Genomic DNA, 25,282 nt, shown 5'->3' with positions numbered 1-25,282 from the left:
GTGCGATGTGGCTGGTCGCGCAGTTCCCCGCGCCCCTGTCGTGGCCGGGGTCCTCGTGCCACCGGGGGCGTGGGGCTTGCGTGGAGGTGGCTTTGTCCGTGTTCTGTGTCCGGAGGTGAGTGGGGTGCTTGATCTCGTGGTCCGGGGGGCCACCGTCGTGGACGGGAGCGGGGGGCCCGCGCGGGTGGCCGACGTGGGGGTGCGGGACGACCGGATCGTGGTCGTGGGGGTGGTCCGGGAGGAGGCGCGGGCCGTCGAGGACGCGGGCGGGCTCGTCCTCGCGCCCGGGTTCGTCGACCCCCACACCCACTACGACGCCCAGCTGTTCTGGGACCCGTACGCCACGCCCTCCCTCCACCACGGGGTGACCACCGTCGCCGCCGGGAACTGCGGGTTCACCCTCGCCCCGCTCCACCCCGACCGGCCCGAGGACGCCGACTACACCCGGCGGATGATGGCCAAGGTGGAAGGCATGTCCCTGGTCGCCCTGGAGGAGGGCGCGCCCTGGACCTGGCACACCTTCGGCGACTACCTCGACGCCCTGGAGGGCCGGATCGCCGTCAACGCGGGCTTCATGGTGGGGCACTGCGCGCTCCGCCGGTACGTGATGGGCGCGGACGCCGTCGGCGGCACCCCCGACCGGCGGCAACTCGACTCCATGGCCGGGCTGTTGCGCGACGCGATGGACGCGGGCGCCTGGGGGTTCTCCACCACGCAGTCGTCCACCCACTCCGACGGCGACGGCCGCCCGGTCGCCTCCCGGCACGCCCGCCCCGACGAACTCCTCGCGCTGGCCCGCGCCGTGGGCGCGCACGAGGGCACCCAGATCGAGGCCATCGTCGCCGGATGCCTCGACCAGTTCAGCGACGCCGAGGCGGACCTCTTCGTGGAACTGAGCGCCACCGCGGGACGGCCCCTGAACTGGAACGTCCTCACCGTCGACGCCGCCGTCCCCGAACGGGTGCCCCGCCAGCTGTCGGTGAGCGAACGGGCCCGCGCGGCGGGCGGCCGGGTCGTCGCGCTGACCATGCCGATCCTCACCCCGATGAACATGTCGCTCGGCACCTTCTGCGCCCTCAACCTCATCCCCGGCTGGGGCCCCGTCCTCGGCCTGCCCGTCCCCGAACGCGTCGCCCGCCTGCGCGACCCGGCCGTCCGCGCCGACCTGCTGCGCCGTGCCGCGTCCAAGGAGGCCGGCGTCTTCCGCCGCCTCGCCCGCTTCGACCGGTACGTCGTCGGCGACACCTACAGCACCGCCAACCGGGGCCTCACCGGCCGCGTCGTCGGGGACATCGCCGCCGAACGCGGCCAGGACCCCTTCGCCTGCCTGGTCGAGATCTGCGCCGCCGACGACCTGCGCACCGTGCTGTGGCCGATGCCCACCGACAACGACCCCGCCTCCTGGAGGCTGCGCGCCGAGACCTGGCGGCACGAGGACGTCCTCCTCGGCGGCTCCGACGCGGGCGCCCACCTGGACCGCATGTGCGGGGCGCCGTACACCACCCGCTTCCTCGGGGACTGCCTGCGCGGACGGCGCCTGGTCGGCCTGGAGAGGGCCGTCCGGATGCTCACCGACGACCCCGCCCGCCTCTTCGGGCTCCGCGGCCGCGGCCGCGTCCAGGAGGGGTTCCACGCCGACCTGGTCCTCTTCGACCCCGAGCGGATCGACGCGGGCCCGGCCACCCTCGTCCACGACCTGCCCGGCGACAGCCCCCGCCTCGACGCGCGGGCGCTCGGCGTGCGCGCCGTGTGGGTCAACGGCGTCGAGGCGATCCGCGACGACGTGGTGACCGGCGCCGTACCCGGCCGGGTGCTGCGCTCCGGCCGTGACACCAGGACGGTGAACACCCGGTGAAGCAGCGGCTGTTCATCGACGGCGTCTGGGTGGAGCCGGACGGCGGGCACTACCCGGTGACCGACCCGGCGACCGAGGAGACCGTGGGGGAGGCCCCGGAGGCCTCCCGCGCGCAGGCGCTCGCCGCCTGCGCCGCCGCCCGCGCCGCCCTCGGCCCCTGGTCCCGCACCCCGCCCGAGGAACGCGCCGTGATCCTCGCGCGGGCGGCGGCCGTCGTCCGCGACCACCTGGTCCCGTACGCCGAACTCGCGGAGGCCGAGACCGGCGCGACCACCGCCACCGCGCGCGCCATGCAGGTCGGTGTCGCCGCCGCCCGCTTCCGGCGGTACGCCCGCGTCGAGCCCGCCGAGTGGCCGATCGCCCCGCAGATCAGCGAGGCCGGACCGCTCGGCCGGGGCGGCGTCACGAGCGCCCTCGCCGTCCGCCAGCCCGTCGGCGTCGTCGCCTGCGTCACCTCGTACAACAACCCGTGGGCCAACGCGGCCGGGAAGATCGCCCCCGCCCTCGCCATGGGCAACACCGTCGTCGTGAAGCCCGCCCCGCAGGACCCGCTGTCCGTGTACCGCATGGCGGAGGCCCTGGAGGCGGCCGGGGTGCCGCCCGGCGTGGTCAACGTCGTCTCCGGCCGCGCCGCCGCGATCGGCGAGGCGGTCGTCGCCTCCCCGGACGTCGACATGGTCAGCTTCACCGGCTCCACGGCCGTCGGGCGGCGGATCGCGGAGGTCTGCGGCCGGTCCATGAAACGGCAGTTGATGGAGCTGGGCGGCAAGGGCGCGGCCCTCGTCCTCGACGACGCCGACCTCGCCTCGGCGGTCGCCGGCATCGGCACCACGTTCTCCTTCTACAGCGGCCAGATCTGCACCGCCCCCACCCGCGTCCTCGCCCAACGCCCCGTCTACGAACGCCTGGTGGACGCCCTCGCCGCACACGCCCGCCGCCTCCCGGTCGGCGACCCGCGCGCCCGCGACACCGTCGTCGGCCCCGTCATCTCGGCCGCCCACCGCGACCGCGTGGAGGCGTACGTCGAACTGGCCCGTGAGGAAGGCGCGACGGTCGTCACCGGCGGCGAACGCCCGCCCCTGCCACGGGGCTTCTACGTCGCCCCCACCGTCCTCGCCGACTGCGCCCCCACGATGCGCGTCGTCCGGGAGGAGATCTTCGGCCCCGTCGTCACCGTCCTCCCCTTCGACGACGAGGAGGAGGGCATCGCCCTCGCCGACGCCACCGACTACGGCCTCATCGACTACGTCTGGTCCGCCGACACCGCCCGCGCCTTCCGCGTCGCCCGCCGCCTGCGCGCCGGAGGCGTCGGCATCAACACCGTCGCCCGCAACATGGAGGCCCCCTTCGGCGGCTTCAAACAGAGCGGGGTCGGCCGTGACGTCGGCTCCTACGCCCTCCACGCCTACAGCGAGGTGCAGTCGATCGTGTGGCCGGGATGACACCCCGCGCACCCCGTGCGGCAAGCGCACCCCGCGCACCCCTCGCGTCCCGTGCACCCCGGCGGCCCGCCCGTCCCGTCAGCGGCGGCCGTCCAGCTCCACCCGTACCGTCAGCAGATCCGTCCCGAGGACCCGTACGGCCGCGCTGTTGAACCTCGGCAGGGTGCGCAGCCGGGCCCTCGGGTCGTCGTCGGGGAGCAGGCGGGCGGTGCCGGTGTACCAGCGGCCCCGGAGCCGTACCCGGACGCGCGGGTCGGCCCGGATGTTGCGCACGTACTGCGAGCGCTCCCCGAACTCCGACACCAGCCAGAACACGTCGCCCACCCGCCGCCCGCCCACCGGCGTCCGCCGGGGCAGCCCGGACACCCGGCCGGTCGTCTCCAGCACGGTCTGCCCGGGAAGGCGGCGCAGCAGCGGGTTGACCCGCCGCTGGAAAGCGGTCACGGCACGGTGCCGGCGGTCGTCCGAACGGGACATGGGCGGCGGAACTCCTTCGGGCAGGCGGGGGAGAGACGGGGGGAGCGGCGGGGGAGAGCAGCGGACCAGGACCGCCCCCGCCATCGTCCTCCACACGGCCCCCGCCCGGTACCCGCACCCCGTACGCCCGCCGCCCGCACCCCCGCCGCCCACTCCGCTTCTCCCGGCCCGCCCCTCCCCGCCACGGTTCCGACCGGTCGGTATGGACACCGGCGTCCGTACCCGGTACAGATGACAGCACCCCGTCCCCGGCATCCGTCCCGCTCCCGCCCCGGAAAGGCCACGCCCCCCATGCGCATCGCCGCCACGATCTTCCTCACCGACGAGACGATCACCCCCGTCCGCCTCGCCCGCGAACTGGAGCAGCGCGGTTTCGCCGGGCTCTACCTCCCCGAGCACACCCACATCCCCGTGGAGCGGACGACGCCGTACCCGGCGGGCGGCGAGCTGCCGCCGGAGTACGGGCGGACCCTCGACCCGTTCGTGGCGCTCGGGCAGGCCGCCGCCGTCACCGAGCGGCTGGGCCTCGGCACCGGCATCACGCTGGTCGCCCAGCACGACCCGATCGGCCTCGCCAAGCAGGTCGCCACCCTGGACCACCTCTCCGGCGGCCGGTTCACCCTCGGCCTCGGCTTCGGCTGGAACGTCGAGGAGGCCGACGACCACGGCGTCGAGTGGCGCACCCGCCGCGCCCTGGTCCGCGACCGGATGGCCGTGATGCGCGCGCTGTGGAGCGAGGAACCGACCGGCCACGAGGGCCCGTTCGGCTCGGTGCGGGCCAGCCACGCCCATCCCAAGCCGGTGCAGAAGCCGCGCGGCCCGGTCACCGGCCCCCGCACGCTCGTCGGTGGCGCGGCGGGCCCGAAGCTGTTCGAGCACATCTGCGCGTACGCCGACGGCTGGCTCCCGATCGGCGGCGGCGGCCTCACCGAGTCGCTGCCGGTGCTGCGCGCCGCGTGGGCCGACGCGGGCCGCGACCCGGCCGCCCTCCAGGTCGTGCCGTACGCCGTGTTCCCCTCGCCGGGCAAGCTCGCGCACTACGCCGAGCTGGGCGTCGAGGAGATCGTCGTGCAGCTCCCGCCCGCCGGGGAGGCCGAGGTCCTCAAGGCCCTCGACGGGTACGCCGCCCACCTGCCCGGCGCCGCCTGAGAGCCGCCTGCCGTGGCGATCCGGACAGAACCGTACGTACCGATCGGCGCAGGTCGGCCCGAACGTATGCTCAAGGAATGACGACCTCCGCGACCTCCGGAACGGGCCCCACCGAGAACTCCCTGCGTCGCGCCCTCAAACGTGCCCGGGACGGCGTCGCGCTGGACGTGTCCGAGGCGGCGGTCCTGCTCCAGGCGCGCGGCGCCCACCTGGACGACCTGTCCGCCTCGGCGGCGCGGGTGCGCGACGCGGGCCTGGAGGCGGCCGGGCGGCCCGGCGTCATCACCTACTCCAAGAGCGTGTTCGTGCCGCTCACCCGGCTCTGCCGCGACAAGTGCCACTACTGCACGTTCGTCACCGTCCCCGGCAAGCTGCGGCGCGCCGGGCACGGCATGTTCATGTCCCCGGACGAGGTGCTGGACGTGGCCCGCAAGGGCGCCGCCCTCGGCTGCAAGGAAGCCCTCATCACCCTCGGCGACAAGCCCGAGGACCGCTGGCCCGAGGCCCGCGAATGGCTCGACGCGCACGGCTACGACGACACCATCGCCTACGTCCGCGCCATCTCGATCCGCATCCTGGAGGAGACCGGCCTGCTCCCGCACCTCAACCCCGGGGTGATGTCCTGGACGGACTTCCAGCGGCTCAAGCCGGTCGCGCCGTCGATGGGGATGATGCTGGAGACCACCGCGACCCGCCTGTGGTCCGAGCCCGGCGGCCCCCACCACGGCTCCCCGGACAAGGAACCGGCCGTGCGGCTGCGGGTCCTGGAGGACGCGGGCCGCTCCTCCGTCCCCTTCACCTCCGGCATCCTCATCGGCATCGGCGAGACCCACGAGGAGCGCGCCGAGTCGCTGTTCGCGCTGCGCAAGGTCTCCCGCGCCTACCACGGCGTCCAGGAACTGATCATCCAGAACTTCCGCGCCAAGCCCGGCACCGCGATGCGCGGCATGCCCGACGCCGAACTCGACGAACTGGTCGCCGCGGTGGCCGTCGCCCGGCTGCTGCTCGGCCCGAGCGCCTGCCTCCAGGCACCGCCCAACCTGGTCGACAGCGAGTACGAGCGGCTCATCGGCGCGGGCATCGACGACTGGGGCGGCGTCTCCCCGCTCACCATCGACCACGTCAACCCCGAACGCCCCTGGCCGCAGATCGAGGAACTCGCCGCCCGGTCCGCCGCGGCCGGCTTCGAGCTGCGCGAACGGCTGTGCGTGTACCCGGAGTTCGTCACCCGCGGCGAACCCTGGCTGGACCCGCGGCTGCTGCCGCACGTCCGCGCCCTCGCCGACCCGGAGACCGGCCTCGCCCTCCCCGACGCGCCCGTCGTGGGCCGCCCCTGGCAGGAGCCCGACGAGGCGTTCACCGCCACCGGCCGCACCGACCTGCACCGCACCATCGACACCGACGGCCGCACCACCGACCGCCGCGACGACTTCGACGCCGTCTACGGCGACTGGGAGGAGCTGCGCGAGGCCGCCGCCCCCGGCATGGTCCCCGAGCGCATCGACACCGACGTACGGCAGGCCCTCGCCACGGCCGCCGACGACCCGACGAAGCTCACCGACGCCGAGGCGCTGGCCCTGCTGCACGCCGACGGGCCCGCCCTCGACGCCCTCACCCGCATCGCGGACGACGTGCGCCGCGCGGCCGTCGGCGACGACGTCACCTACATCGTCACGCGGAACATCAACTTCACCAACGTCTGCTACACCGGCTGCCGGTTCTGTGCCTTCGCGCAGCGCCGCACCGACGCCGACGCCTACACGCTCTCCCTCGACCAGGTCGCCGACCGCGCCCAACAGGCCTGGGAGGTGGGCGCGGTGGAGGTCTGCATGCAGGGCGGCATCCACCCCGACCTGCCCGGCACCGCCTACTTCGACATCGCGAAGGCGGTCAAGGAACGCGTCCCCGGCATGCACGTGCACGCCTTCTCGCCGATGGAGGTTGTCAACGGCGCGACCCGTACCGGGCTGTCGATCCGCGAGTGGCTGACCGCCGCCAAGGAGGCCGGACTCGACTCGGTGCCCGGCACGGCCGCCGAGATCCTCGACGACGAGGTCCGCTGGGTCCTCACCAAGGGCAAACTCCCCACCGCCACCTGGATCGAGGTCATCACCACCGCCCACGAACTCGGCATCCGCTCCTCGTCCACGATGATGTACGGGCATGTCGACCAGCCCCGGCACTGGCTCGGCCACCTCCGCACCCTCGCCGGCATCCAGCAACGCACCGGCGGTTTCACGGAGTTCGTGACCCTGCCCTTCATCCACACCAACGCCCCCGTCTACCTCGCCGGGATCGCCCGCCCCGGCCCCACCGTCCGCGACAACCGCGCCGTCACCGCCATGGCCCGCCTGCTGCTGCACCCCTGGATCCCCAACATCCAGACCAGCTGGGTCAAGCTCGGCACGGAGGGCGCGGCCGAGATGCTCCGCTCCGGCGCGAACGACCTCGGCGGCACCCTGATGGAGGAGACGATCTCCCGCATGGCGGGCTCCTCCTACGGCTCCTACAAGTCGGTCAAGGACCTCGTCGCCGTCGCCGAGGCCGCCGGGCGCCCGGCGAAGCCGCGCACGACGCTGTACGGAGAGGTCCCCGAGGAGCGGCAGCGCGCGGCGGCGGCCTCCGACGGCCACCTGCCGAAGCTGCTGCCGGTCCTGGACTGAGGGGGCGCGGAGGGGGCGGCGGGGGCTGCCGCGGAACGGGACACGAGGTCATCGCAGTACGATGATCGGACCCCTAGTTCGGGGGGTCCCGTACCTGAGGAGTTGCGTTCCGTGGCTGCCCGACGGCTTCCCTCGTGGGCCTGGGTCACCGGTCTCACGGCCGGTGCGATCGTCGTCGTCGGCGCCCTCACGGTGCGGGCCGACCAGGGCCCGCACCCCGTGCCGACGGCGGCGAGCCCCGCCCCCTCGGCGAAGCCGTCCACGAGCGCGAAGCCGTCGGCGTCCGCACCCCCGAAGACCGCCCCCGTCCCCGACGGCTCGGGCACCGGCCGCCGGATCGTGTACGCCCTCGGCGCCCGCCAGGTCTGGCTCGTCGACGCCGACGACCAGGCCCGCCGCACCTTCACCGTCTGGCCCGGCACGGTCGACCCCGACCCCGGCACCTACACGATCTCCGTCCGCAAGGACGCCCTCACCGGCTCCGACGGCGTCGCCATCGAGCACGTCATCTACTTCTCCGCCAAGTCCGGCGTCAACATCGCCTTCTCCAACGCCGCCGACGGCTCCTCCCCACCCCCCGCCGCAGGCAAACTCACCGGCGGAGTCCGCATGCCCAAGCCCGACGGCACAGCCCTCTGGGCCTTCGGCGCAACAGGCACCAAGGTCCACGTGGTCGACTAACCAACTCCCCCCGCCCGAGGGGGGGCGAAGCCCCCAAAGGGGCGCGGGGAACGGCGCGAAGGGGCCCCACGACCCGCCAGCCGAAGCCGATGGGGTAGCGGGCGCAGCCCGCAAAGGGGCGCGGGGAACGGCGCGATCAACCCCCACCGGCCCGGCGGCCAAAGTCAATGATGCCGGGCGAAGCCCGCATGGGGGCGCGGGGAACGGCGCGAACAACCCCCACCGGCCCGGCAGCCGAAGCCGATGATGCTGGGCGCAGCCCGCAAGGCGACGCGGGGAACACCGCGAACAACCCCACCACCCCGCACCCCACCCCCGCCAAGCCCGGCGCAGCCCCCCGCAGGGGAGACTCGTTCGATTACAGTGACGAACGTCGTACGTACGGACGGTGCCGGGAGGACTAGGTGGGTGCGACAGCCGGCAACGTCTGGGGCCGAGCCGAACAGCAGGACTTCCGCAGCCGAGTCCGCGGCACCCTGCTCGGCGCGGCCGTGGGCGACGCCCTGGGCGCCCCCGTGGACCCCCTCGGCCTGGACGCGCTGCGCGAGGCGCACGGCGCGGAGGGCCTCGTCGACCTGGCCCCCGCGTACGGCCGCCGCGGCACCGTCACCCACCTCACCCAGCTGACCCTGTTCACGGTGGACGGCCTGATCCGCGCCCAGGTCCGCCGGGACACGGGCGCCTGGCACCCTCCGACCGATCTGCACCGCGCGTATCTGCGGTGGGCGGCGACGCAGCGCGACTGGGGCCCGGACCTGCGCCGCCCGGAGGACGGCTGGCTCGCCCACGAGGAGTGGTTGTACGCCCGCCGCGACCCCGCCCGCTCGCTGCTGATCGGGTTCGGCGACGACCGGATGGGCACGCTGGACGCACCGAAGGGCCCGGCCGAGCAGGGCCCCGAGGCGACCGCGCGTTCGGCGCCGTTCGGCCTGCTGGTGGGCTGGGAGCCGCAGCTGGTGGCGCAGCTCGCCGTGGAGTGCGCGGCGCAGACCCACGGCCACCCCGTGGGCCACCTCACGGCGGGCGCGTACGCGGTGACCGTGCACGCCCTCGCCCGGGGCGGCAGCGTCGACGGCGCCGTACGGCAGGCGATCACCCTGCTGACCGCGCGCCCCGGCCACGAGCCGGTGACGGAGTCGTTGAAGCGGGCGCTGGGTGCCGTACGGCAGGGGCTGCCGGGACCGGAGCGGGTGGCGGAGCTGGCGGGGGAGGGGACGGCCCGCGAGGTGCTCGCCGCGGCCGTGTACTGCGCGCTGGTCGCCGAGGACGTACGCCACGGGCTGCGCCTGGCCGTCAATCACGGCGGCCGCTCGGCGGTGACCGGCGCGCTGACGGGCGGCCTGCTCGGCGCCCTGCACGGCGAGACGGCCCTCCCCCCGGCCTGGCTGGCCGAGCTGGAGGGCCGTCCCACGCTGCTGGAACTCGCCGACGACTTCGCGATGGAGATGACCCAGGGCCCGGCTCTGCACGGCCCGTCGGGCGCCTCACCGGCGTGGCTGACCCGCTACCCCCGCGAAGCCTGACCCCGCCGCCGCCCGCCCGGCCCTCAGCCCCCGTCCCGCGCCGGAGAGGCCGGAGAAGACGGAGAGGCCGGAGCGGCGGGACCGGCCGCAGCCTCCTCGCGGGGCTCCGGGACCGCCGCCCCACCCGAGGCCGCGCCCCCGTCCCCGTCCCCGTCGCCGTCGGTGTTGATCCGGTCGATGATCGCCAGCCGCTCCGGGGTGTCCTCCGGCTTGAGGAACCCGATGAGGATGTACAGCACGAGGGAGACCGCGAGCGGCACGGAGACCTGGTACTGCAACGGCACCCCGCCGTCCACGTTCCAGTTGATCGGGTAGTTGACCAGCCAGAAGGCGAGCAGTCCGGCCGCCCAGCTGACCAGTGCCGCCGTCGGCCCGGAGCGGCGGAACGGCCGCAGCAGGCCCAGCATCATCGGGATGGCCATCGGACCCATCAGTCCGGCCACCCACTTGATCACCACGGTGATGATGTCCTTGAACGCGGGGGAGTTGACCTGGGTGGCCGCGGCCATCGACAGTCCGAGGAAGACGACGGTGGCGACGCGCGCCGCGATCAGTCCGGCGCGCTGGTCCCAGGCGCGGGCCCGCGCCGACAGCACGGGCGCGCAGTCCCGGGTGAAGACGGCGGCGATGGCGTTGGCGTCGGAGGAGCACATGGCCATGGTGTGCGAGAAGAAGCCGACGATGACCAGCCCCAGCAGCCCGTGCGGCAGGAGCTGTTCGGTCATGAGGGCGTAGGAGTCGGAGCCGTCGGGCTTCTGCGACTCGACCAGCAGCGGCGACATCCACATCGGGAAGAACAGCACCAGCGGCCAGACCAGCCACAGCACCGCCGACAGCCGCGCCGACCGTTCCGCCTCCTTGGGGGTGGCGGTGGCCATGTACCGCTGGGCCTGGTTGAGCATGCCGCCGTTGTACTCGAAGAGCTTGATGAAGAGGAACGCCAGGAGGAACACCGTCCCGTACGGCCCGACGAGCGGTTCGCCGTGGCCCTGGAGGGCGGGTTCGTCCCAGGCGCCGAGGAACCCGATGTCCCGGTCGGCGAGTTCCATCACCACGGCCACGAACATGGCGACCCCGGCGAGGAGTTGGATGATGAACTGCCCCAGCTCGGTGAGCGCGTCGGCCCACAGTCCGCCGATGGTGCAGTAGACGGCGGTGATGCCGCCGGTGATGAGGATGCCCTGGTTCAGCGAGATCCCGGTGAACACCGACAACAGGGTGGCGATCGCGGCCCACTTGGCACCCACGTCGACGATCTTCAGCAGCATCCCGGACCAGGCCAGCGCCTGCTGCGTCTTCAGGTCGTACCGGTTCTTCAGGTACTCCAGCGGGGAGGCCACGTGCAGCCGTGAGCGCAGCCGGTTGATCCGGGGCGCGAACAGCTTGGAGCCGATCGCGATGCCGAGCGCGATCGGGAAGGACCAGGTGACGAACGAGGTGACGCCGTAGGTGTAGGCGATGCCCGCGTAGCCGGTGAACATCACCGCGCTGTAGCCGGACATGTGGTGCGAGATGCCCGACAGCCACCAGGGCATCCGGCCGCCGGCCGTGAAGAAGTCGCTGACGTCGTCGACCCGTTTGTGCGACCACACGCCGATGGCGACCATCACGCCGAAGTAGCCGATGAGCACGGCCCAGTCGAGACCGTTCATATGCGCCCTCCCAGGGTTCGGCCCGGCGCTCATCGTGGGCGCTCCCGCGTGGACACGACAAGCAACCCGCAGGTCAAGGGAGAGTAAAAGAATTCGCTATACTGTCCTTAGTTCACATGCATGAACTCACCGCATCACCTCTCCGGCGTTGACCAGCAACGACTGTCCGGTGATCGCCCGCGCCCGGTCCGACGCCAGGAACACCGCCGCGTCCGCCACATCCCCGTCGGTGGCCAGCTCCGGCAGCGCCATCCGCTCGGTCAGCCGCCCCAGCACCTCCTCCCGGCCCACCCCCTCCGTCGCCGCCGTGAACTCCACGAACGCCCGCACCGGCGGCCCCCACATCCACCCCGGCAGCACCGAGTTCACCCTGATCCGGTACGGCCCCAACTCCCGCGCCAGCGAGTACATCGCGCTGGTCAGCGCCCCCTTCGACGCCGCGTACGCCGCCTGCCGCACCTGCGACGGCGCCACCACCGCCGACTGCGTCCCGATGAACACCACCGACCCGCCCCGCGCCTTCAGCCCGTCCAGACAGGCCCGCGTCATCCGCAGCGTCCCCAGCAGGTTCACGTCCAGCACCCCCTGCCAGGTCACGAAGTCCGCGTCCTCCAGCCCGCCGAACAGCGCGTCCCACGCCGCCACGTGCACCACCGCGTCGATCCCCCCGAACCGCTCCCGCGCCAGCCCCGCCAGCGCCGCGCACTGCGCCTCGTCGGTGATGTCCGTCTCCCGGTACGCCGTGTGCGTCCCGTCCGGGTCGATCTCCGCCGCGCTCAGCTCCAGCCGCTCCCGCGTCCGCGCCCCCAGCACGGCGTTCCCGCCGTCCCGCACGACCGCCGCCGCCACCTGGTGCCCGAGCCCCGCGCCGACCCCCGACACCACGACGGTCCTGCCCACCAGCAAGGACATGACGCCCCTCCCTTCCCCTGGCGCATTGTCTGACGGAGCGTCAGAGTATGGGCCCGCCACCGGAGAAGGGGAAGAGCATGAGCGAGGAGACCCGCAGCGACACCTACGCCGAACTGGCCGCCGTCGGCCCCTACGGCGTCCACCCCGGCCACGCCCTGATCACCCTCGTCGAACCGCACCCCGGCCACGAGTACGCGTACAACCGCTGGTACGAGGACGACCACTACTACGCGGGCGCCATGGCCATGCCCTGGATCTTCGCGGGCCGCCGCTGGGTCGCCCCGCGCGACCTCCGACTCCTGCGCCGGCCGGAGGAGTCGGTGGTCGCCCGCCCGGTCACCACCGGCTGCTACCTCTCCGTCTACTGGATCACCGAAGGCCGCTACGACGACCACATGCGCTGGACGGTCACCGTCAACAAACGCCTCAACCGGGACGCCCGCGTCCACCGCGCCCGTACCCACGTCCTCACCGCGTTCCACGACCACGAGGCCACCGTCTACCGGGACGGCGCGGCGGGCCCCCGCGACCGGCACGCCCTCGACCACCCCTACGCGGGCCTGGTCCTCCAGGTGATCGACGCCGACTCCGCCGAGCGCCGCGCCGACCTGCTCGACTGGCTCACCGCCCGCCACCTCCCGCGCCGCCTCACCGGCTCCCCGGCGGCCCTGGTCACCGTCTTCCGCCCCACCCCCCTGCCCGGCGACCGCATGACGTACGTCCGGCAGGTCGAGGGCGTCGACACCCGCCTCACCCTGCTCTGGTTCCTGGAGACCGACCCGCGCGAGGCCTGGGGCGACCACTTCGCGGGCCTGGAGGAGGCGGTCACCGGCGAACACCTCGGCCGCACCGAACTCCTCGCCCCCTTCATCCCGACCGTCCCCGGCACCGACCGCTACGTCGACCAGCTCCGCTGACCCCGCCGACGCACCGGATGCACCCCGACGCTACGGAGCCGAGTCGCCCCGGCCCTGCCCCGCGCCCGCCGTGTCCGTGCCCGGGTCCGCCCCGTCGGTCCCGGTGCCGCCGCCGGTCCCCGTCTCCTTCAGCTCGTCCGGGCACGGTGTGCCGCGCGGGAGCTGGTAGGGGGCGGCCAGCCGGTACACGCCCGCGCGGGGCGCGATCAGCATGGTCCAGCGGTCCCCGTCGGCGTCCTCCTCCGTCTCGTACAGGCAGCCGTTGGCGTTGTCGTACGTCTTCGGTTCGCCGTCCGCCCGGTGCTTGGACGCCTCCGTCTCCTGCGGAGCCTTGAGGCGGTTGCCCTCGGCGTCGACGATGCTCAGCCACGGCGAGTGCGGGATGCGGATCAGGACGCGCCCCGCCACCCGCACGTCGATCGTCATCTCGCCCTGCTCGGCCCGCTGCACCACCGCGTTCGGCTCGGCCAGCGAGGACGGGGAGTCGACCCGGAAGAGCTGCCAGTTGGCGTCGCCCCAGATCTGCTCCAGGTAGGGCAGTCCGCGCTGCACCAGCTCCCGCTCGCGCTGCGCCCCGTCGCCGTCGGGCACGTCCTTCGGCACGACGACGAAGTGCACGGCCCACCGCTTCAGCCACTCGCGGTAGTTCGCCGAGTTGAGGGTGTCGTCGTAGAAGAGCGGGTTGCGCTCCATGTCGGCCTGCCGGTTCCAGCCGCGGGCCAGGTTGACGTACGGCGCGAGCGCGGACGCCTCCCGGTGCGAGCGGGCCGGGACGACCTCGACCCGGCCGCGTTCGGCGCCGACCTCCTGGAGTTCGTTCACCAGCGGCGCCAGCTCGCGCGCCCAGGAGGCGGCCGGGGTGGTGCGCACCACGTCGTCGACCGACTTGAAGCCGATCCAGCCGGCGAAGAGCGCGCACGACAGCACGATCGTCCACCACTTGCGGCTGCGCGGCACCGCGAACGGCAGCGCCGCCATCAGCACCACCCCGCTGAACAGCATCGCCAGCCGGGTGATGTTGGACCCGATCTGCGAGCTGATCAGCCAGACCAGCAGCACCCCGAGCCCGTACACGGCCGCCGTGATCCGGACCGTCTTCCAGTCGCGCGGGACGAGCGCGAAGACGGCGACCGCCATCACCAGCGGCAGCGAGGCGGAGCCGAACGACATCGGCTGGGTGCCGGAGAAGGGGAACGCCCAGGCGGAGACCGCCACCACGGCCGTCGGCGCGAGCCCGAGCGCCCACGCGCCGGGCCGCCGCTTCTGGAGGAACAGCGCGACCGCGACCAGGCCGACGAAGAGGCCCGCCACCGGCGAGCCCATCGTGGCGAGCGCGGCGAGCGGCGCCGCGCACAGCGCCTTCGCCCACCGCTTGTAGCGCCAGCGGTGCGGCCAGCAGAACACGACCGCGACGGCGGCCAGCGCGAAGAGGTTGCCGAGCCCGAAGGTGACCCGCCCGGAGGCCGCGTTGCACAGCAGCGCGAACACCCCCGCCAGCGCGGGCCACAGCGGATCCTTCACCGGGCGGCAGCGCAGCAGGACCAGCGCGAGGAGTCCCGCCGAGACCGTCCCGGCGATCATCATCGTGGTCCGCACGCCGAGCACGGACATCAGATACGGCGACACCACGCTGTACGACACGGGGTGCATGCCGCCGTACCAGGCGAGGTTGTACGCGGAGTCGGGGTGCCGTCCGACGAACTCGGCCCACGCGTCCTGCGCCGCCAGGTCCCCGCCACTGTTCGCGAACGTGAAGAACCAGAGCACGTGCAGCAGGCCGGACAGGATCGTCATCGACAGGACGAGGTGGCGGCGCAGCAGGTCGCCCACCCGTCCGGTGAGCGCTCTCAGCCGCGACGGCGCGGCCCCGGTCGCGTCCTCCGCGACGGCGGGCGCGGTCACGGCCCCGTTCGCGGTGCGGGGGGCCGCGCGGTCGGCGCGGTCCTGGTCATGGCCGCCGGACTGGGGTGCGGGCAGCCGCACCCGCCGCGCGTCCGTCCCCGGACCGGTGCTCGGGCCCGGTCCCGTCTCCGGGGCGGGGCGCCGCGTACCGGGGTCCTGGTCCGGACCGGTGTCGTCGGCGCGTGTCGGCTCCGCAGTGGCCACCTGAAGGCACTCCCCGTGTCCCGTCTTCCGCTGTCGGCCGCGTCCCGTTCCCGTCCGCTTCACGGCCGCTTCCCCGCGGCCGCCGACCTGTCCCGTTTCGTGACGCTAGCACGCACCCCGCCGGGCGGCTGCCGGGCGGGGTGCGGGAGAACGGGACGGTACGGCGCCCGCGGCGGGGGCGCCGCCGCGGGCGCGGGGCCGGGTGTCAGCCGACGCGGGTCAGCTTGTCGGTGAAGCCCGGCTCGGTCAGTTCCTGCTGGAGGGCGACCGGCACCTTCACGGCGCGGCCGGAGCCGTCCCCGACGGTGAGCGTGCCCACCTGGGTGCCCGCCTTCGCGGTGTGCGGCACGTCGGAGGCCGCGAACGACAGCTTGACCGTGAGCCCGGCCCAGCCGACCGCGGGCACGTCCTCGGTCACCACGACCGGGGTCCGTCCGCCGAGCTGGTCGTCCACGTAGCCGACGACGTCGCCCTTCTTGAGGATCTTCGCCGAGGTGATGGAGTCCTGGGCCTTGAGCAGCGCGGTCTTGCTGACCGCGTTGACGGTGTCGATGATCGGCGACTTGTGCTGGCCGAGGATCGCGCCGACCACGGTGACGGTCTCGCCGCCGGCCTCCTTGGTGGCCGCGAACAGCAGGTTGCCGCCCGCCTTGGAGGTGGAGCCCGTCTTGATGCCGAGGGAGTCGTTGTAGGGGACGAGCGTGTTGTAGTTGCGCCACTTCTGACCGGACGGGTCGATCCACTCCGGCAGTTTGGTGATCTCCATCAGCGCGGGCATCCGCACCAGTTCGTTGCCCAGCTTCACCTGGTCCGCGGCGGTGGAGACGGTGGTCTCCTTGAGCCCCGAGGCGTCGGTGTACGTCGTGTTCGTCATCCCGAGGTCCTTGGCGGCGGCGTTCATCTTGTCGATGAACTCGGCCTCGGTGCCCGCGTCCCAACGGGCCAGCAGACGCGCGATGTTGTTGGCCGACGGGATCATGATGGCGGAGATCGCCTGGCGCAGGGTGAGCTTGTCGCCCGCCTGGACGGTGTTCAGCGTGGACTCGCCGTCCGCGTCGTAGCCGCCCTCCTTCTCGGCGGTGGCGTCGACCGGCACGGCGGGGCCCTCCTGGCCCGACTTCAGCTCGTGGTCCTTGAGGACGACGTACGCCGTCATCGCCTTGGCGACCGAGCCGATGGCGACCGGCTTCTCGTCGCCGAAGCTGTCCATCGTGCCGACGCCGTTGACGTCCATCCAGCCCTGGCCCTCGGACGGCCACGGCAGGGACACCTTGCCGCCCTCGAAGGTGTAGGTGTCCTTCGCGGTCAGCGTCAGCGCGGTCGCGGGCAGCGGCCGGACGGCCTGCGCGATCGCAAAGACCACGACGACGAGGATGAGCAGCGGCGTCCAGATCTTGACCCGCCGGGCCAGCGTCCGCAGCGGCGTGGGCGGGGGCGGCGGGGTGTTGGTCAGCTCGGCCAGCAGGTCCAGCGGCGGCTTGGGCGGCAGCGGCTGCTGGGTGGTGCGCTCGGGGCCGACCTGCGGCACCACGGAGGTGACACCGGAGGCGGTGGCCTCGGCGGGGGTCCCCACGACCGGGGGCGCACCGGCCCGCGAGCCCGCCTTCTCGTCGAGCGGCTTCAACGCGACGAAGCGGCTGGTGCGCTCGGCGGGGGCGGGCTCGGGGGTGGCGTCAGGGGTGGTGTCGGGGTCGGCGGCCTTCGCGGGCTCCGCCGTCGTCGCACCGGCATCGGCCTTGTCGTCGGCCTTGGCGCCGGACCCGGCCTTCGCGTCGTCGGCGTCGGCGTCGCCCTTCGCGCCCTTCCCGGCGTCGTCCGGCTTCGCCTTCGGGAGGTCGCTGAGCTTGAGCATGGTCGTCGCCTGGTCGGCGGCGGGCGCGTCGGGGCGTACGGCCTTGAAGACGGCGGTGGGCTGGTCGACGGGGGCGTCCTCGGGGGAGCCCTTGCCGGGGTCGGCGTCGGCGTCGGGAGCGGCGTCGTCCGGGCCGGTGCCGGGGGAGTCCTCGGCGTCGACCTCGCCGGGGGCGCGGGGGACGTCGTTCTTCGGGAGGGTCAGCGACCAGGTCTTGCTGTCCTCGGCGGTGCCCTTGCCGGTGGGGGCGTCGGCATCGGCGGCCGTGTCCGCGTCGGTGGCGTTGGTGTCACTGTCGCTGTCCTCGGCGGCGTCGGCCTCGGCGCGCTCGGCCTCGTCGTCCTCGCCGTCGGCCGCCGGGGCGGTCCCGGCTTCCGGCGCCGACTCCGCTTCGGCTTCCGCTTCCGGCTCGTCGGCCGGCACGGTCGGCTCGACCGGCTCGTCGGCCCCGGCCGTGGTGTCCGCTGCGGTCGTCGTCGCGGTCTCCGCGGTCTCCGCGGGCTCCTCCGCGGCGGCTACGGGCGCCTCGGCGTCGTCCTCCGCGTCCTCGGCGGCCTCCGCGCGCTCCGCGGCCCCCTCGGGGCCCTCAGCGGCCGTAGCGCCCTCTTCGGGCTCCTCCGGCGCGCCAGAGGCCCGAACACCGCCCCCGGCGCCCTCCGCGCCGTCCTGGCCCCCCTCGGCCCGCTCCACGCGGTGCTCCGGCGCCGCCTCCGCGTCCGCCCCGGACTCCGCTTCGGCCCCGGACTCCCCGTCCGTCGTGCCGTCGGCGTCCGGACCGTCCTCGGGCTCCGCGTCAGCCTTCGCCTCAGCCTCCGGCTCCTCGGTCGTCCGCTTCGGGACCGAGAACACCCGGGTCGCCGTATCCACCCCGCCGCGGGGCGAGGACGCCGCCGCCGATTCCGTCGGCGACGAGGACGCCGTACCGGCGTCCCGGGCGACCGCGATCCGCGGATCGCGTGCCTCGGGAACCGCGGCCGCGCTCCCCGACGTCGGTTCTGCCGACGACTCCAGCTGCTTCGACCTGTCGGGGGACTCGCCCGCCACCGATGCCTCCTCCTTGTGCCGCCCGCCCACCGCGGGCCTGCCGACCGTGAACCGCCCGCCCGGGACACCGCCGTACGGCCGTGTCCGAACCCTGTACCAGTGTCCTGTGTAGCGGGCCTGGCTCCTGCGGTAGACGAGAACGACATACCTACTGGTTCCACTACGAACCGGTCACGCACCCTCGACAGATGAATGTGAGAGGGGTCACCCTGTCATTCATCCACGCGGGGAGGCATGGATGGGCAGGAGCCGCAGAACCATTCCGGAGGAGCTTCTGCTGCTGGCGCTGGACCCGGCCACGGGTACCACCGCACAGCCGCAGTCGCTCGACCTTGGTCTGGCCGGAGCGCAGCTAGTGGAGCTGGCGCTGGCCGGACGGATAGCCCCAGACGGGGATCGTATCGCCGTGGTGTCCCCACGGCCGACTGGAGATCCAACCCTGGACTGCGCGTTGGAGTTGCTGCGAAGGCGTGGCGCTCCCGTACGGGCCGTCCACTGGATCGGCGGACCCCGGCTGGGGCTCCGCCAGACCTACCTCTCGCATCTGGAGCGGTGCGGCATGGTGCATGCCGTGGCGGGCCAGATGTGCGGAGTGCTGCCGACGACGCGCTACCAGGCGACGGAGACGGCGATCAGCCGGGAGATCAGGGCCCGGCTGGACTCCGCGATCCGCACCGGCGTCCCGCCGGACCCGCGGACCGCGGCGCTCGCCGCGCTGGCGCACGCCGTCGGACTCGGCAAGCACCTGTACCCGGGGAACGAGGGACGCTCGTCCCGCTCCCGGTTGCGGGACCTGATCCGGCACGACCCGATGGGCGGCCTCGTGGCGCACGCCGTGATGGACGTCCAGAACGGCGCGGCGGCGCAGCCGCGTCGCGGTCCCGCACCTGCTGTCGGCCGCCCGGCCGGACCGGGCGCGAGGGCCGTCGCGGAACCCGCGCACGGCGTCCCGGCGCAGCCGCACCGGGGCTCCATGGCACGCGTCGTGGCCCACTGAGCATCGGTCCCCACGACCACCCGCACCACCCGCACCACGTGCGGCACGTGCGGCACGTGCGCGAACGCACCACCGTATGACCGCACGACCGCACGACCAGTGTGATCCGTACGGGCCCCCGTGGCCGGTACGGCCCGACAGACCCGTTCGGGAGCCGCCGCGGCCCGCGCGGGGCGGTGACGCCGTACGTCCCCCGTGACGCCCGGCCCACCGCCCCGCGCGGACGCATGTCGGGGCCCGGCCGCAGCCGCCGCCCGGGGGTGTCCCGAAGGCCCCTCGCCGGGCCGGAAACTGCCGACTGACCTGCGCCGCCCGCATATCCACCGTTTTCCAGCGGTAGGAAGCACCTTGGTGGCAGTCTGCTCAACAGCAGATACGCAAAGTGTGAGTTGCAGGTACGCAGCCGGAGGTGCACGTCCCGTGGCGTCGAATGTCAATCCCACTGTCCGGCGGCGCCGGTTGGGCCAGGAGCTGCGCAAGCTCCGCGAGGACAAGGGCATGACGGCCGAGCAGGTCGCCGACCGCCTGCTCGTGTCCCAGTCGAAGATCAGCCGCCTGGAGAACGGCCGTCGCAGCATCAGCCAGCGCGACGTCCGCGACCTGTGCGGGGTCTACGAGGTCGAGGACCAGCGGATCGTCGAGCTGCTGATGCAGATGGCCAAGGACTCGCGCCAGCAGGGCTGGTGGCACGCCTTCGGCGATGTGCCGTACAGCGTCTACATCGGCCTGGAGACGGACGCGGCGAGCCTGCGCGTCTACGACCCGCAGGTCGTCCCCGGCCTGCTCCAGACCCGGCAGTACGCGGAGACGCTGATCGCGGGCGCGCTGCCCGAGACCACGCAGGCGGAGATCGACAAGCGCGTGCAGGTGCGGATGCGCAGACAGGAACGCATCAGCGCCGAGGAGAACCCGCTGCGCCTGTGGACGGTCATGGACGAGGCCGCGCTGCGCCGGGTCGTGGGCAACACCTCTTTGATGCGGGACCAGTTGGAGCACCTGGTCGAGCAGTCGCAGCTGCCGCACGTCACCGTGCAGGTCATCCCGTTCGACATGGGCGCCCACCCCGGCCTCAACGGCCAGTACGCGATCCTGGAGTTCCCCGACGCGTCCGACTCCAGCGTCGTCTACATCGAGGGCGTCACCGCCGACCTCTACCTGGAGAAGCCGCAGGACGTCGGGCGGTACAGCGTGATGTACGAGCACCTGCGCGCCCAGGCGCTGAACGTCGAGCAGTCCCGCCAGTTCATCGCCGACATCGCGAAGGGCTACGCCCGCTGAGACCGCGCCCCGGCGAGGACCTGCCGCACCCCGGCGAGGACTCGCCGAGCGGGTCCGTCCACCGACCGGCCGAGTGAAGTGCCGAAAGATACACCTAACTCGGCCGGTGGGAAAGCTACTTCGGGGTCGAGTCAGCCAGAAGAGTGAATAGTCGCTTCGCGCTACGGCGGTGGCGAGTAGCGTCGATCACGCCACCGAGCAACACCGTTGGCGGAAACCGTGCTGTGGAAGGCAGTTGCCCACCGCGCGGCGACAGCAACTCATCACATCTGGCAATCCGGAGCAAAAATGGCAATTCGTCAGGGCAACACGGTCGCGTGGACGAAGTCCTCGTACTCCACCGGCAACGGCGCGTGCGTCGAGGTCAAGTCGCCGGTCGTGGCGGCGTTGGCCGTACGGGACTCCAAGGTGGAGGACGGGCCCGTGCTGGACTTCCCCGCCGACGCGTGGAACCTCTTCGTCACCTCGGTCAAGGCGTAGGCGGAAGGGTCCTCGCGGACCCTGGCGGACCGCACGCACCTTCGCGGTCCCCGCGTACACGCGCACAGAGCCCTCTCGACGAGATCGCCGTCCTTGCCGAGGGGGCTCGGCCATGCCTGGACCGGCCCACCGGAATCCGGGCCGGCCACCCGCTCCCGGTGCGGGCTCAGCGCACCGGGAAGGCCACGTCGCAGACCAGGTCCGCGGGCCCGGCCGCACCCCAGTCGGCGAAGTACACCTCCCGGCACGGACCGTCGTGCACCAGCCCCTCGCGCGCGATCCACGCCTCCACGGCCTCGAAGGCGGCGAGGATCTGCGGATGGGCGACCTGCGCCTTGCTGATCCGGGTACGGGCCAGGCGCCGGGCGGGCTCCACCCGGACCGCGAGATCCCGTACCCGCCCCTGGGCGGCCACCCAGTCCCGCGCCGCGGACTCGTCGGCGACGGGCACGCAGGTCTCGGCGGGCCCGTCGCTCTCCGTGGACACCTCGGCGTGGTAGACGACGAACGGCGCGCCCGTGACGCCCCCGCAGGCCCGCGCCGCCTCCTCCAGCCGCTCCAGCGAGGCGCCGATCCAGGCGGGCAGCTCGTCCGCCAGCGTGTGCCGCCGCTCGGTGACCACCACCTGCGCGGGCACCTCGACCGTCTCGACCTCGAACGCTGCGTGCATCTCGGAGTTCCTCCCCGACAGACGTGCACGGAGATACGCGGCGAGGGTGCGCTGCCCGGCGATCCGGGTCTCGACGTCCGCCCAGTAGGCGGCGAGCAGACCGGCGGCCTCGTCGCCGCCGGCCGCGTCGAGCACCTCGGCGACCCGCGCCAGCGGCATGTCGAGCTGCCGCAGCAGCGCCACCCGCCGGGCCCGGTCCACCTGCCCGGCACGGTAGTACCGGTAGCCGCTGACCTCGTCGACGTGGGCCGGGGCCAGCAGCCCCAGCCGGTCGTACAGGCGTAGCGCCTTGGCCGACAGCCGGGCACGGGCCGCGAACGCCCCGATGCCCAGCAGCTCCTCACCACCGCCGTCACCGCGCACGCGCCCTCACCTTCCGTGACCGGGCAGCGGTCCCGCCCGGCACCCCGACGCTGAGGTCTGCCCCAAGGGCAAGGTCAAGGCCGGGGCCCCGTAGGGGGCGACCCTCGGTCAGCCGAGCTGAGCCTCGACGGCCGCGACGACCTCGGCGGACTCCGGCTCGGTCTGCGGGGAGAACCGGCCCACGACGGTGCCGTCCCGCCCGAGCAGGAACTTCTCGAAGTTCCAGCGGATGTCCCCGGTGTGGCCCTCCGCGTCGGCGAACCCGACGAGGCGCTCGTAGAGCGGGTGCCGCCCGTCCCCGTTGACGTCGACCTTCTCGGTCAGCGGGAAGGTGACCCCGTACGTCGCGGAGCAGAACTCGGCGATCTCCTCGGCGCTGCCCGGCTCCTGCCCGAGGAACTGGTTGCAGGGCACCCCGAGCACGGTGAACCCCTGCCCGGCGTACCGCTCCTGGAGCCGTTCCAGCCCCGAGTACTGCGGCGTCAGCCCGCACTTGGAGGCCACGTTCACGACGAGGACGACCTGCCCCGCGTACCGCGACAGCTCCGCGTCACCCCCCTTGAGGGCCCCGATCCCGACATCCAGCGGAAGCGCACCAGCATCAGTAGTCATGCCCCGGATGCTAACTCCGCAGCGGGAACGGCCGTGCCGCCGGGGCAGGCACCCCGCAGGAGGTCTACGGCGCGGACAAGGTTTACGACGCCTGTGGGTCCACGAGGTCCACGAGGTCTACGTGCTCTACGAGGTTCCCGAGGCCCCCGGGGCCCCGTCCGTGCCGCTCCGCCCCACCACGCCGTCCCCCACCCCCGTACGCCAGTACAGGACCGTCCGCCCCACCCGCCGCCGCTCCACGAGCCCCGCGTCCAGCAGCACCCGCAGATGCCGCCCGACCGAGCCCAGTCCCTGCCCGGTCAGCGCCACGAGCTGCGTCGTGCTCAACGGACTGTCCAGCAGGACGAGCACCCGAGCCCGCCCCACCCCCAGCAGGGCCTCCAGCGCCCGCACCGACCCCCCGCCGCCCTCCGACACCCCGACCAGCGGCCCGGCGCACGGATAGACCACCGCGTACCGCCCCCGCCCGCACTCCGGGTCCGGGCGCCGCGGGCCCTCCTCCCAGGCCACCCAGCCGGTGCGGGGCGTGACCGGCACGAACACCAGCTCCGCGCCCGCGATCTCCCGCGGCGGATACTCGTGCAGGTTCACCTGGAACCGGCTCCCGCCGAGCCACCGGGTCCCGGGCCGCAGCGAGTCCAGTACGGCCGCCCACCCACCCCGACCCACCTGCGCCACCCGCGCCACGACGTCCCCCTCCAGCACCCGCCGACGCCGCTCCCAGGACGGCCGTACGCCGACCTCCCAGACGTACTCCAGCAGCGAGGCGGCCAGCTCGCCGAGGTCGTCCCGCTCCAGCACCGGGGGCAGCTCCCCGCCGACCGCGACCCGCAGATGCGCCCGCGCGTCCGCCCCCGCCACGTCCCGCACCCGGCCGACCTCCTGCGCGAAGCTCTCGCCGTCCCGCGTCGCGGGGGTGAGGAAGTCCGCGATCCACTCCCGCCCGAGCCCGGCCCGCACCAGGGCCGCGGTCACCGGATCACGGTCGAGCAGCGCCCGGTAGCCGGGCAACTGCGCGCGCAGCCAGGCGGTTTCACCGGGATGCGCGCCCACACCGGCGTCCAGCAGCTTCAGACAGGCGAACACCTCGGCGAGCGGCGAGACGACGAACCGACTCCCCGCCAAGGTGTCGGCGTTGACCTGCCACCACCCCAACGCGCCTCCCCTCCCACCCGTTTCGACCTTTCGCACAGCGGCGAAACGCTAACGCCCCCGACGCCGCCGCCTCAAAACTCCCCCCATGCCCGCCTACCAAGACCTCTTCCGCACACCGGAGTTCAAGCCGCTGCTGCTCTCCTCCACGGCGCACCTGGCGGCCCAGACGGTCGCGGGCCTCGCCCTGGCCACGCTGGTCCACCGCGCGACGGGCTCGCCGCTGCTGACGGCGACGAGCATGTTCGCCCCGTCCCTGGCGCAGGTCGTGGGCGCGACGTTCCTCCTCTCGGCGTCGGACCGCCTCCCGCCCCGCAGGACCCTGACGGCGCTCTCCCTGGCCTTCGCCGCGACCACGGCGGCCCTGGCGGTCCCCGGCCTGCCGATCCCCGTCCTCTTCCTCGTCGTCCTGGCGCAGGGCCTGGTGGCGGCGGCGGGCGGGGGAGTCCGCTGGGGCCTGCTCACCGAGATCGTCCCCAAGTCGGCGTACATCACGGGCCGTTCGCTCTTCAACATGAGCGCGGGCCTGACCCAGATCACGGGCTATGCGACGGCGGGAGCCCTGGTCACGGTCCTCACCCCGCACCAGGTCCTCCTCCTCTCCACCGCCCTCCACCTCACCGCGGCGGCGACGGCCCACACCGGCCTGACCCCCCGCGCCCCCCGCGTCACGGGCCGCCCGTCCCCTTCCGCCACCTGGCGCACGAACACCCTCCTCTGGTCCTCCCGCCCCCGCCGCCTGACCTACCTGGGCCTGTGGCTCCCCAACGGCCTGATCGTCGGCTGCGAGGCCCTCTACATCCCGTACGCCCCCGACGCGGCGGGCCTCCTGCTGGCGTGCGCGGCGCTGGGCATGCTGACCGGCGACATCACGGTGGGCCGCCTCCTGGCCCCGGCCACCCGAGCCCGCCTGGCCACCCCCCTGCTCCTCCTCCTGGCCACCCCGTACCTCGTCTTCCCCCTCCACCCACCCCTGCCCGTGGCCGCCGCGTGCGTCACCCTCGCCTCGACCGGCTTCGGCGCCACCCTCATCCAGCAGGAACGCCTGATGTCCCTCACACCCCCCGACCTCGCCGGCCACGCCCTCGGCCTCCACTCGGCAGGCATGCTCACCCTCCAGGGCCTCAGCGCCACCCTCTCCGGCACCCTCGCCCAACTCACCACCCCCACCACAGCGATGGCCGTCCTCGCCCTGACCTCCCTGACTACGACAACGGCCCTGGCAATGGCGGCCCGCCCAACCACCACCCCAAACCCCACCCCCCGCCCTCACTGACCCAGCCCCGCCCTCCTGCCCGCCCCGGATACCCAAACCCCTCCCCCTCCCACATCCGCTAGGCTGTCCCGGGGTCAGGCTCTGTCCTGTCACGCCTTCGCCTTCGTAGCTCAGGGGATAGAGCACCGCTCTCCTAAAGCGGGTGTCGCAGGTTCGAATCCTGCCGGGGGCACCAGCCAAA

Annotated in this window: 19 protein-coding genes and 1 tRNA gene; 12 read left to right on the top strand and 8 right to left on the bottom strand. The window is 73.5% G+C overall.

The features are described from left to right. Window positions 1–124 precede the first annotated feature (124 nt). Window positions 125–1,855, top strand: coding sequence for an amidohydrolase family protein (locus tag ACIQPQ_RS13035; protein WP_401303099.1), 1,731 nt, complete (start codon window positions 125–127; stop codon window positions 1,853–1,855). Beyond that, a complete protein-coding gene (locus tag ACIQPQ_RS13030) occupies window positions 1,852–3,297 on the top strand; it encodes an aldehyde dehydrogenase family protein (protein WP_401303097.1) in 1,446 nt (481 codons plus the stop codon). The genes ACIQPQ_RS13035 and ACIQPQ_RS13030 overlap by 4 nt, the downstream gene beginning before the upstream one ends. A gap of 78 nt (window positions 3,298–3,375) precedes the next feature. On the opposite strand, the gene ACIQPQ_RS13025 is transcribed toward ACIQPQ_RS13030, so the two are convergent. After that, entirely contained in the window at window positions 3,376–3,774 is a 399-nt protein-coding gene (locus tag ACIQPQ_RS13025) for a nitroreductase/quinone reductase family protein (protein ID WP_401303095.1), read from the bottom strand. A gap of 291 nt (window positions 3,775–4,065) precedes the next feature. Between ACIQPQ_RS13025 and ACIQPQ_RS13020 the strand changes: the two genes are divergently transcribed. The 4 genes from ACIQPQ_RS13020 to ACIQPQ_RS13005 all read left to right on the top strand — a co-directional run bounded on the left by ACIQPQ_RS13020 (window position 4,066) and on the right by ACIQPQ_RS13005 (window position 9,790). Continuing rightward, window positions 4,066–4,923 carry an LLM class F420-dependent oxidoreductase gene (locus tag ACIQPQ_RS13020; protein ID WP_401303575.1) on the top strand — a complete coding sequence of 286 codons (858 nt, stop codon included), beginning with the start codon at window positions 4,066–4,068 and terminating at the stop codon, window positions 4,921–4,923. 77 nt (window positions 4,924–5,000) lie between these two features. After that, on the top strand, window positions 5,001–7,586 hold the full coding sequence (locus ACIQPQ_RS13015) for a bifunctional FO biosynthesis protein CofGH (RefSeq protein ID WP_401303093.1): 2,586 nt from the start codon (window positions 5,001–5,003) through the stop codon (window positions 7,584–7,586). 111 nt (window positions 7,587–7,697) lie between these two features. Further along, entirely contained in the window at window positions 7,698–8,267 is a 570-nt protein-coding gene (locus tag ACIQPQ_RS13010; RefSeq protein WP_401303092.1) for a hypothetical protein, read from the top strand. Window positions 8,268–8,671: 404 nt separating this feature from the next. After that, the gene (locus ACIQPQ_RS13005) at window positions 8,672–9,790 is read left to right on the top strand and encodes an ADP-ribosylglycohydrolase family protein (protein ID WP_401303090.1); all 1,119 of its coding nucleotides are present in this window, start codon (window positions 8,672–8,674) and stop codon (window positions 9,788–9,790) included. Between the two features lie 23 nt (window positions 9,791–9,813). Here ACIQPQ_RS13005 and ACIQPQ_RS13000 read toward each other — a convergent pair whose 3' ends face one another. Next, a complete protein-coding gene (locus ACIQPQ_RS13000; protein WP_401303089.1) occupies window positions 9,814–11,442 on the bottom strand; it encodes a sodium:solute symporter family protein in 1,629 nt (542 codons plus the stop codon). A 126-nt stretch (window positions 11,443–11,568) separates the two neighbouring features. Next, window positions 11,569–12,354, bottom strand: coding sequence for an SDR family oxidoreductase (locus ACIQPQ_RS12995; RefSeq protein ID WP_401303087.1), 786 nt, complete (start codon window positions 12,352–12,354; stop codon window positions 11,569–11,571). A gap of 77 nt (window positions 12,355–12,431) precedes the next feature. Between ACIQPQ_RS12995 and ACIQPQ_RS12990 the strand changes: the two genes are divergently transcribed. Then, window positions 12,432–13,271, top strand: a complete 840-nt coding sequence (locus tag ACIQPQ_RS12990; protein ID WP_401303086.1) for a hypothetical protein — start codon at window positions 12,432–12,434, stop codon at window positions 13,269–13,271. 30 nt (window positions 13,272–13,301) lie between these two features. Here the strand turns inward: ACIQPQ_RS12990 and ACIQPQ_RS12985 are convergent, their stop codons facing one another. Together ACIQPQ_RS12985 and ACIQPQ_RS12980 are read right to left on the bottom strand one after the other, a co-directional pair. Beyond that, on the bottom strand, window positions 13,302–15,377 hold the full coding sequence (locus ACIQPQ_RS12985; RefSeq protein ID WP_401303084.1) for an MFS transporter: 2,076 nt from the start codon (window positions 15,375–15,377) through the stop codon (window positions 13,302–13,304). A gap of 205 nt (window positions 15,378–15,582) precedes the next feature. After that, complete coding sequence (locus ACIQPQ_RS12980; RefSeq protein WP_401303082.1) at window positions 15,583–18,273, bottom strand: D-alanyl-D-alanine carboxypeptidase; 2,691 nt, start codon at window positions 18,271–18,273, stop codon at window positions 15,583–15,585. A 238-nt stretch (window positions 18,274–18,511) separates the two neighbouring features. Between ACIQPQ_RS12980 and ACIQPQ_RS12975 the strand changes: the two genes are divergently transcribed. The 3 genes from ACIQPQ_RS12975 (at window position 18,512) to ACIQPQ_RS12965 (ending at window position 21,028) form a co-directional block, all read left to right on the top strand. Continuing rightward, window positions 18,512–19,270, top strand: a complete 759-nt coding sequence (locus ACIQPQ_RS12975) for a GPP34 family phosphoprotein (protein WP_383777830.1) — start codon at window positions 18,512–18,514, stop codon at window positions 19,268–19,270. A gap of 420 nt (window positions 19,271–19,690) precedes the next feature. After that, entirely contained in the window at window positions 19,691–20,548 is an 858-nt protein-coding gene (locus ACIQPQ_RS12970; protein WP_401303080.1) for a helix-turn-helix domain-containing protein, read from the top strand. Between the two features lie 288 nt (window positions 20,549–20,836). Next, window positions 20,837–21,028 (top strand): DUF397 domain-containing protein, encoded by a 192-nt coding sequence (locus ACIQPQ_RS12965; protein ID WP_401303078.1) that lies wholly within the window; start codon window positions 20,837–20,839, stop codon window positions 21,026–21,028. 166 nt (window positions 21,029–21,194) lie between these two features. On the opposite strand, the gene ACIQPQ_RS12960 is transcribed toward ACIQPQ_RS12965, so the two are convergent. The 3 genes from ACIQPQ_RS12960 to ACIQPQ_RS12950 form a co-directional block, all read right to left on the bottom strand. Next, window positions 21,195–22,061: a MerR family transcriptional regulator gene (locus ACIQPQ_RS12960; protein WP_401303076.1), complete on the bottom strand. Its 867-nt coding sequence runs from the start codon at window positions 22,059–22,061 to the stop codon at window positions 21,195–21,197. 108 nt (window positions 22,062–22,169) lie between these two features. After that, window positions 22,170–22,673, bottom strand: a complete 504-nt coding sequence (locus tag ACIQPQ_RS12955) for a glutathione peroxidase (RefSeq protein ID WP_383777823.1) — start codon at window positions 22,671–22,673, stop codon at window positions 22,170–22,172. Between the two features lie 126 nt (window positions 22,674–22,799). Beyond that, entirely contained in the window at window positions 22,800–23,828 is a 1,029-nt protein-coding gene (locus tag ACIQPQ_RS12950) for an ArsR family transcriptional regulator (RefSeq protein ID WP_401303074.1), read from the bottom strand. Window positions 23,829–23,913: 85 nt separating this feature from the next. Between ACIQPQ_RS12950 and ACIQPQ_RS12945 the strand changes: the two genes are divergently transcribed. Together ACIQPQ_RS12945 and ACIQPQ_RS12940 are read left to right on the top strand one after the other, a co-directional pair. Next, window positions 23,914–25,101 (top strand): MFS transporter, encoded by a 1,188-nt coding sequence (locus ACIQPQ_RS12945; RefSeq protein WP_401303072.1) that lies wholly within the window; start codon window positions 23,914–23,916, stop codon window positions 25,099–25,101. A 99-nt stretch (window positions 25,102–25,200) separates the two neighbouring features. Next, a tRNA-Arg gene (locus ACIQPQ_RS12940) sits at window positions 25,201–25,276 on the top strand. The last annotated feature ends 6 nt before the right edge of the window (window positions 25,277–25,282 follow it).

The sequence above is a fragment of the Streptomyces sp. NPDC091281 genome, assembly GCF_044757425.1.
GTDB lineage: Bacteria > Actinomycetota > Actinomycetes > Streptomycetales > Streptomycetaceae > Streptomyces.
The sequence above is the reverse complement of the archived record's forward strand: the minus strand, read 5'-3'. Positions and strand labels throughout refer to the sequence as shown.

What these genes read in the sequence shown, in the direction of transcription:
- ACIQPQ_RS13015 (WP_401303093.1), top strand. Translation starts at nt 5,001, where the DNA reads ATGACGACCTCCGCGACCTCCGGAACGGGCCCCACCGAGAACTCCCTG.
- ACIQPQ_RS12965 (WP_401303078.1), top strand. Translation starts at nt 20,837, where the DNA reads ATGGCAATTCGTCAGGGCAACACGGTCGCGTGGACGAAGTCCTCGTAC.
- ACIQPQ_RS12975 (WP_383777830.1), top strand. Translation starts at nt 18,512, where the DNA reads ATGGGCAGGAGCCGCAGAACCATTCCGGAGGAGCTTCTGCTGCTGGCG.
- ACIQPQ_RS12955 (WP_383777823.1), bottom strand. Translation starts at nt 22,673, where the DNA reads ATGACTACTGATGCTGGTGCGCTTCCGCTGGATGTCGGGATCGGGGCC.
- ACIQPQ_RS13000 (WP_401303089.1), bottom strand. Translation starts at nt 11,442, where the DNA reads ATGAACGGTCTCGACTGGGCCGTGCTCATCGGCTACTTCGGCGTGATG.
- ACIQPQ_RS12990 (WP_401303086.1), top strand. Translation starts at nt 12,432, where the DNA reads ATGAGCGAGGAGACCCGCAGCGACACCTACGCCGAACTGGCCGCCGTC.
- ACIQPQ_RS13025 (WP_401303095.1), bottom strand. Translation starts at nt 3,774, where the DNA reads ATGTCCCGTTCGGACGACCGCCGGCACCGTGCCGTGACCGCTTTCCAG.
- ACIQPQ_RS13020 (WP_401303575.1), top strand. Translation starts at nt 4,066, where the DNA reads ATGCGCATCGCCGCCACGATCTTCCTCACCGACGAGACGATCACCCCC.
- ACIQPQ_RS12995 (WP_401303087.1), bottom strand. Translation starts at nt 12,354, where the DNA reads ATGTCCTTGCTGGTGGGCAGGACCGTCGTGGTGTCGGGGGTCGGCGCG.
- ACIQPQ_RS12945 (WP_401303072.1), top strand. Translation starts at nt 23,914, where the DNA reads ATGCCCGCCTACCAAGACCTCTTCCGCACACCGGAGTTCAAGCCGCTG.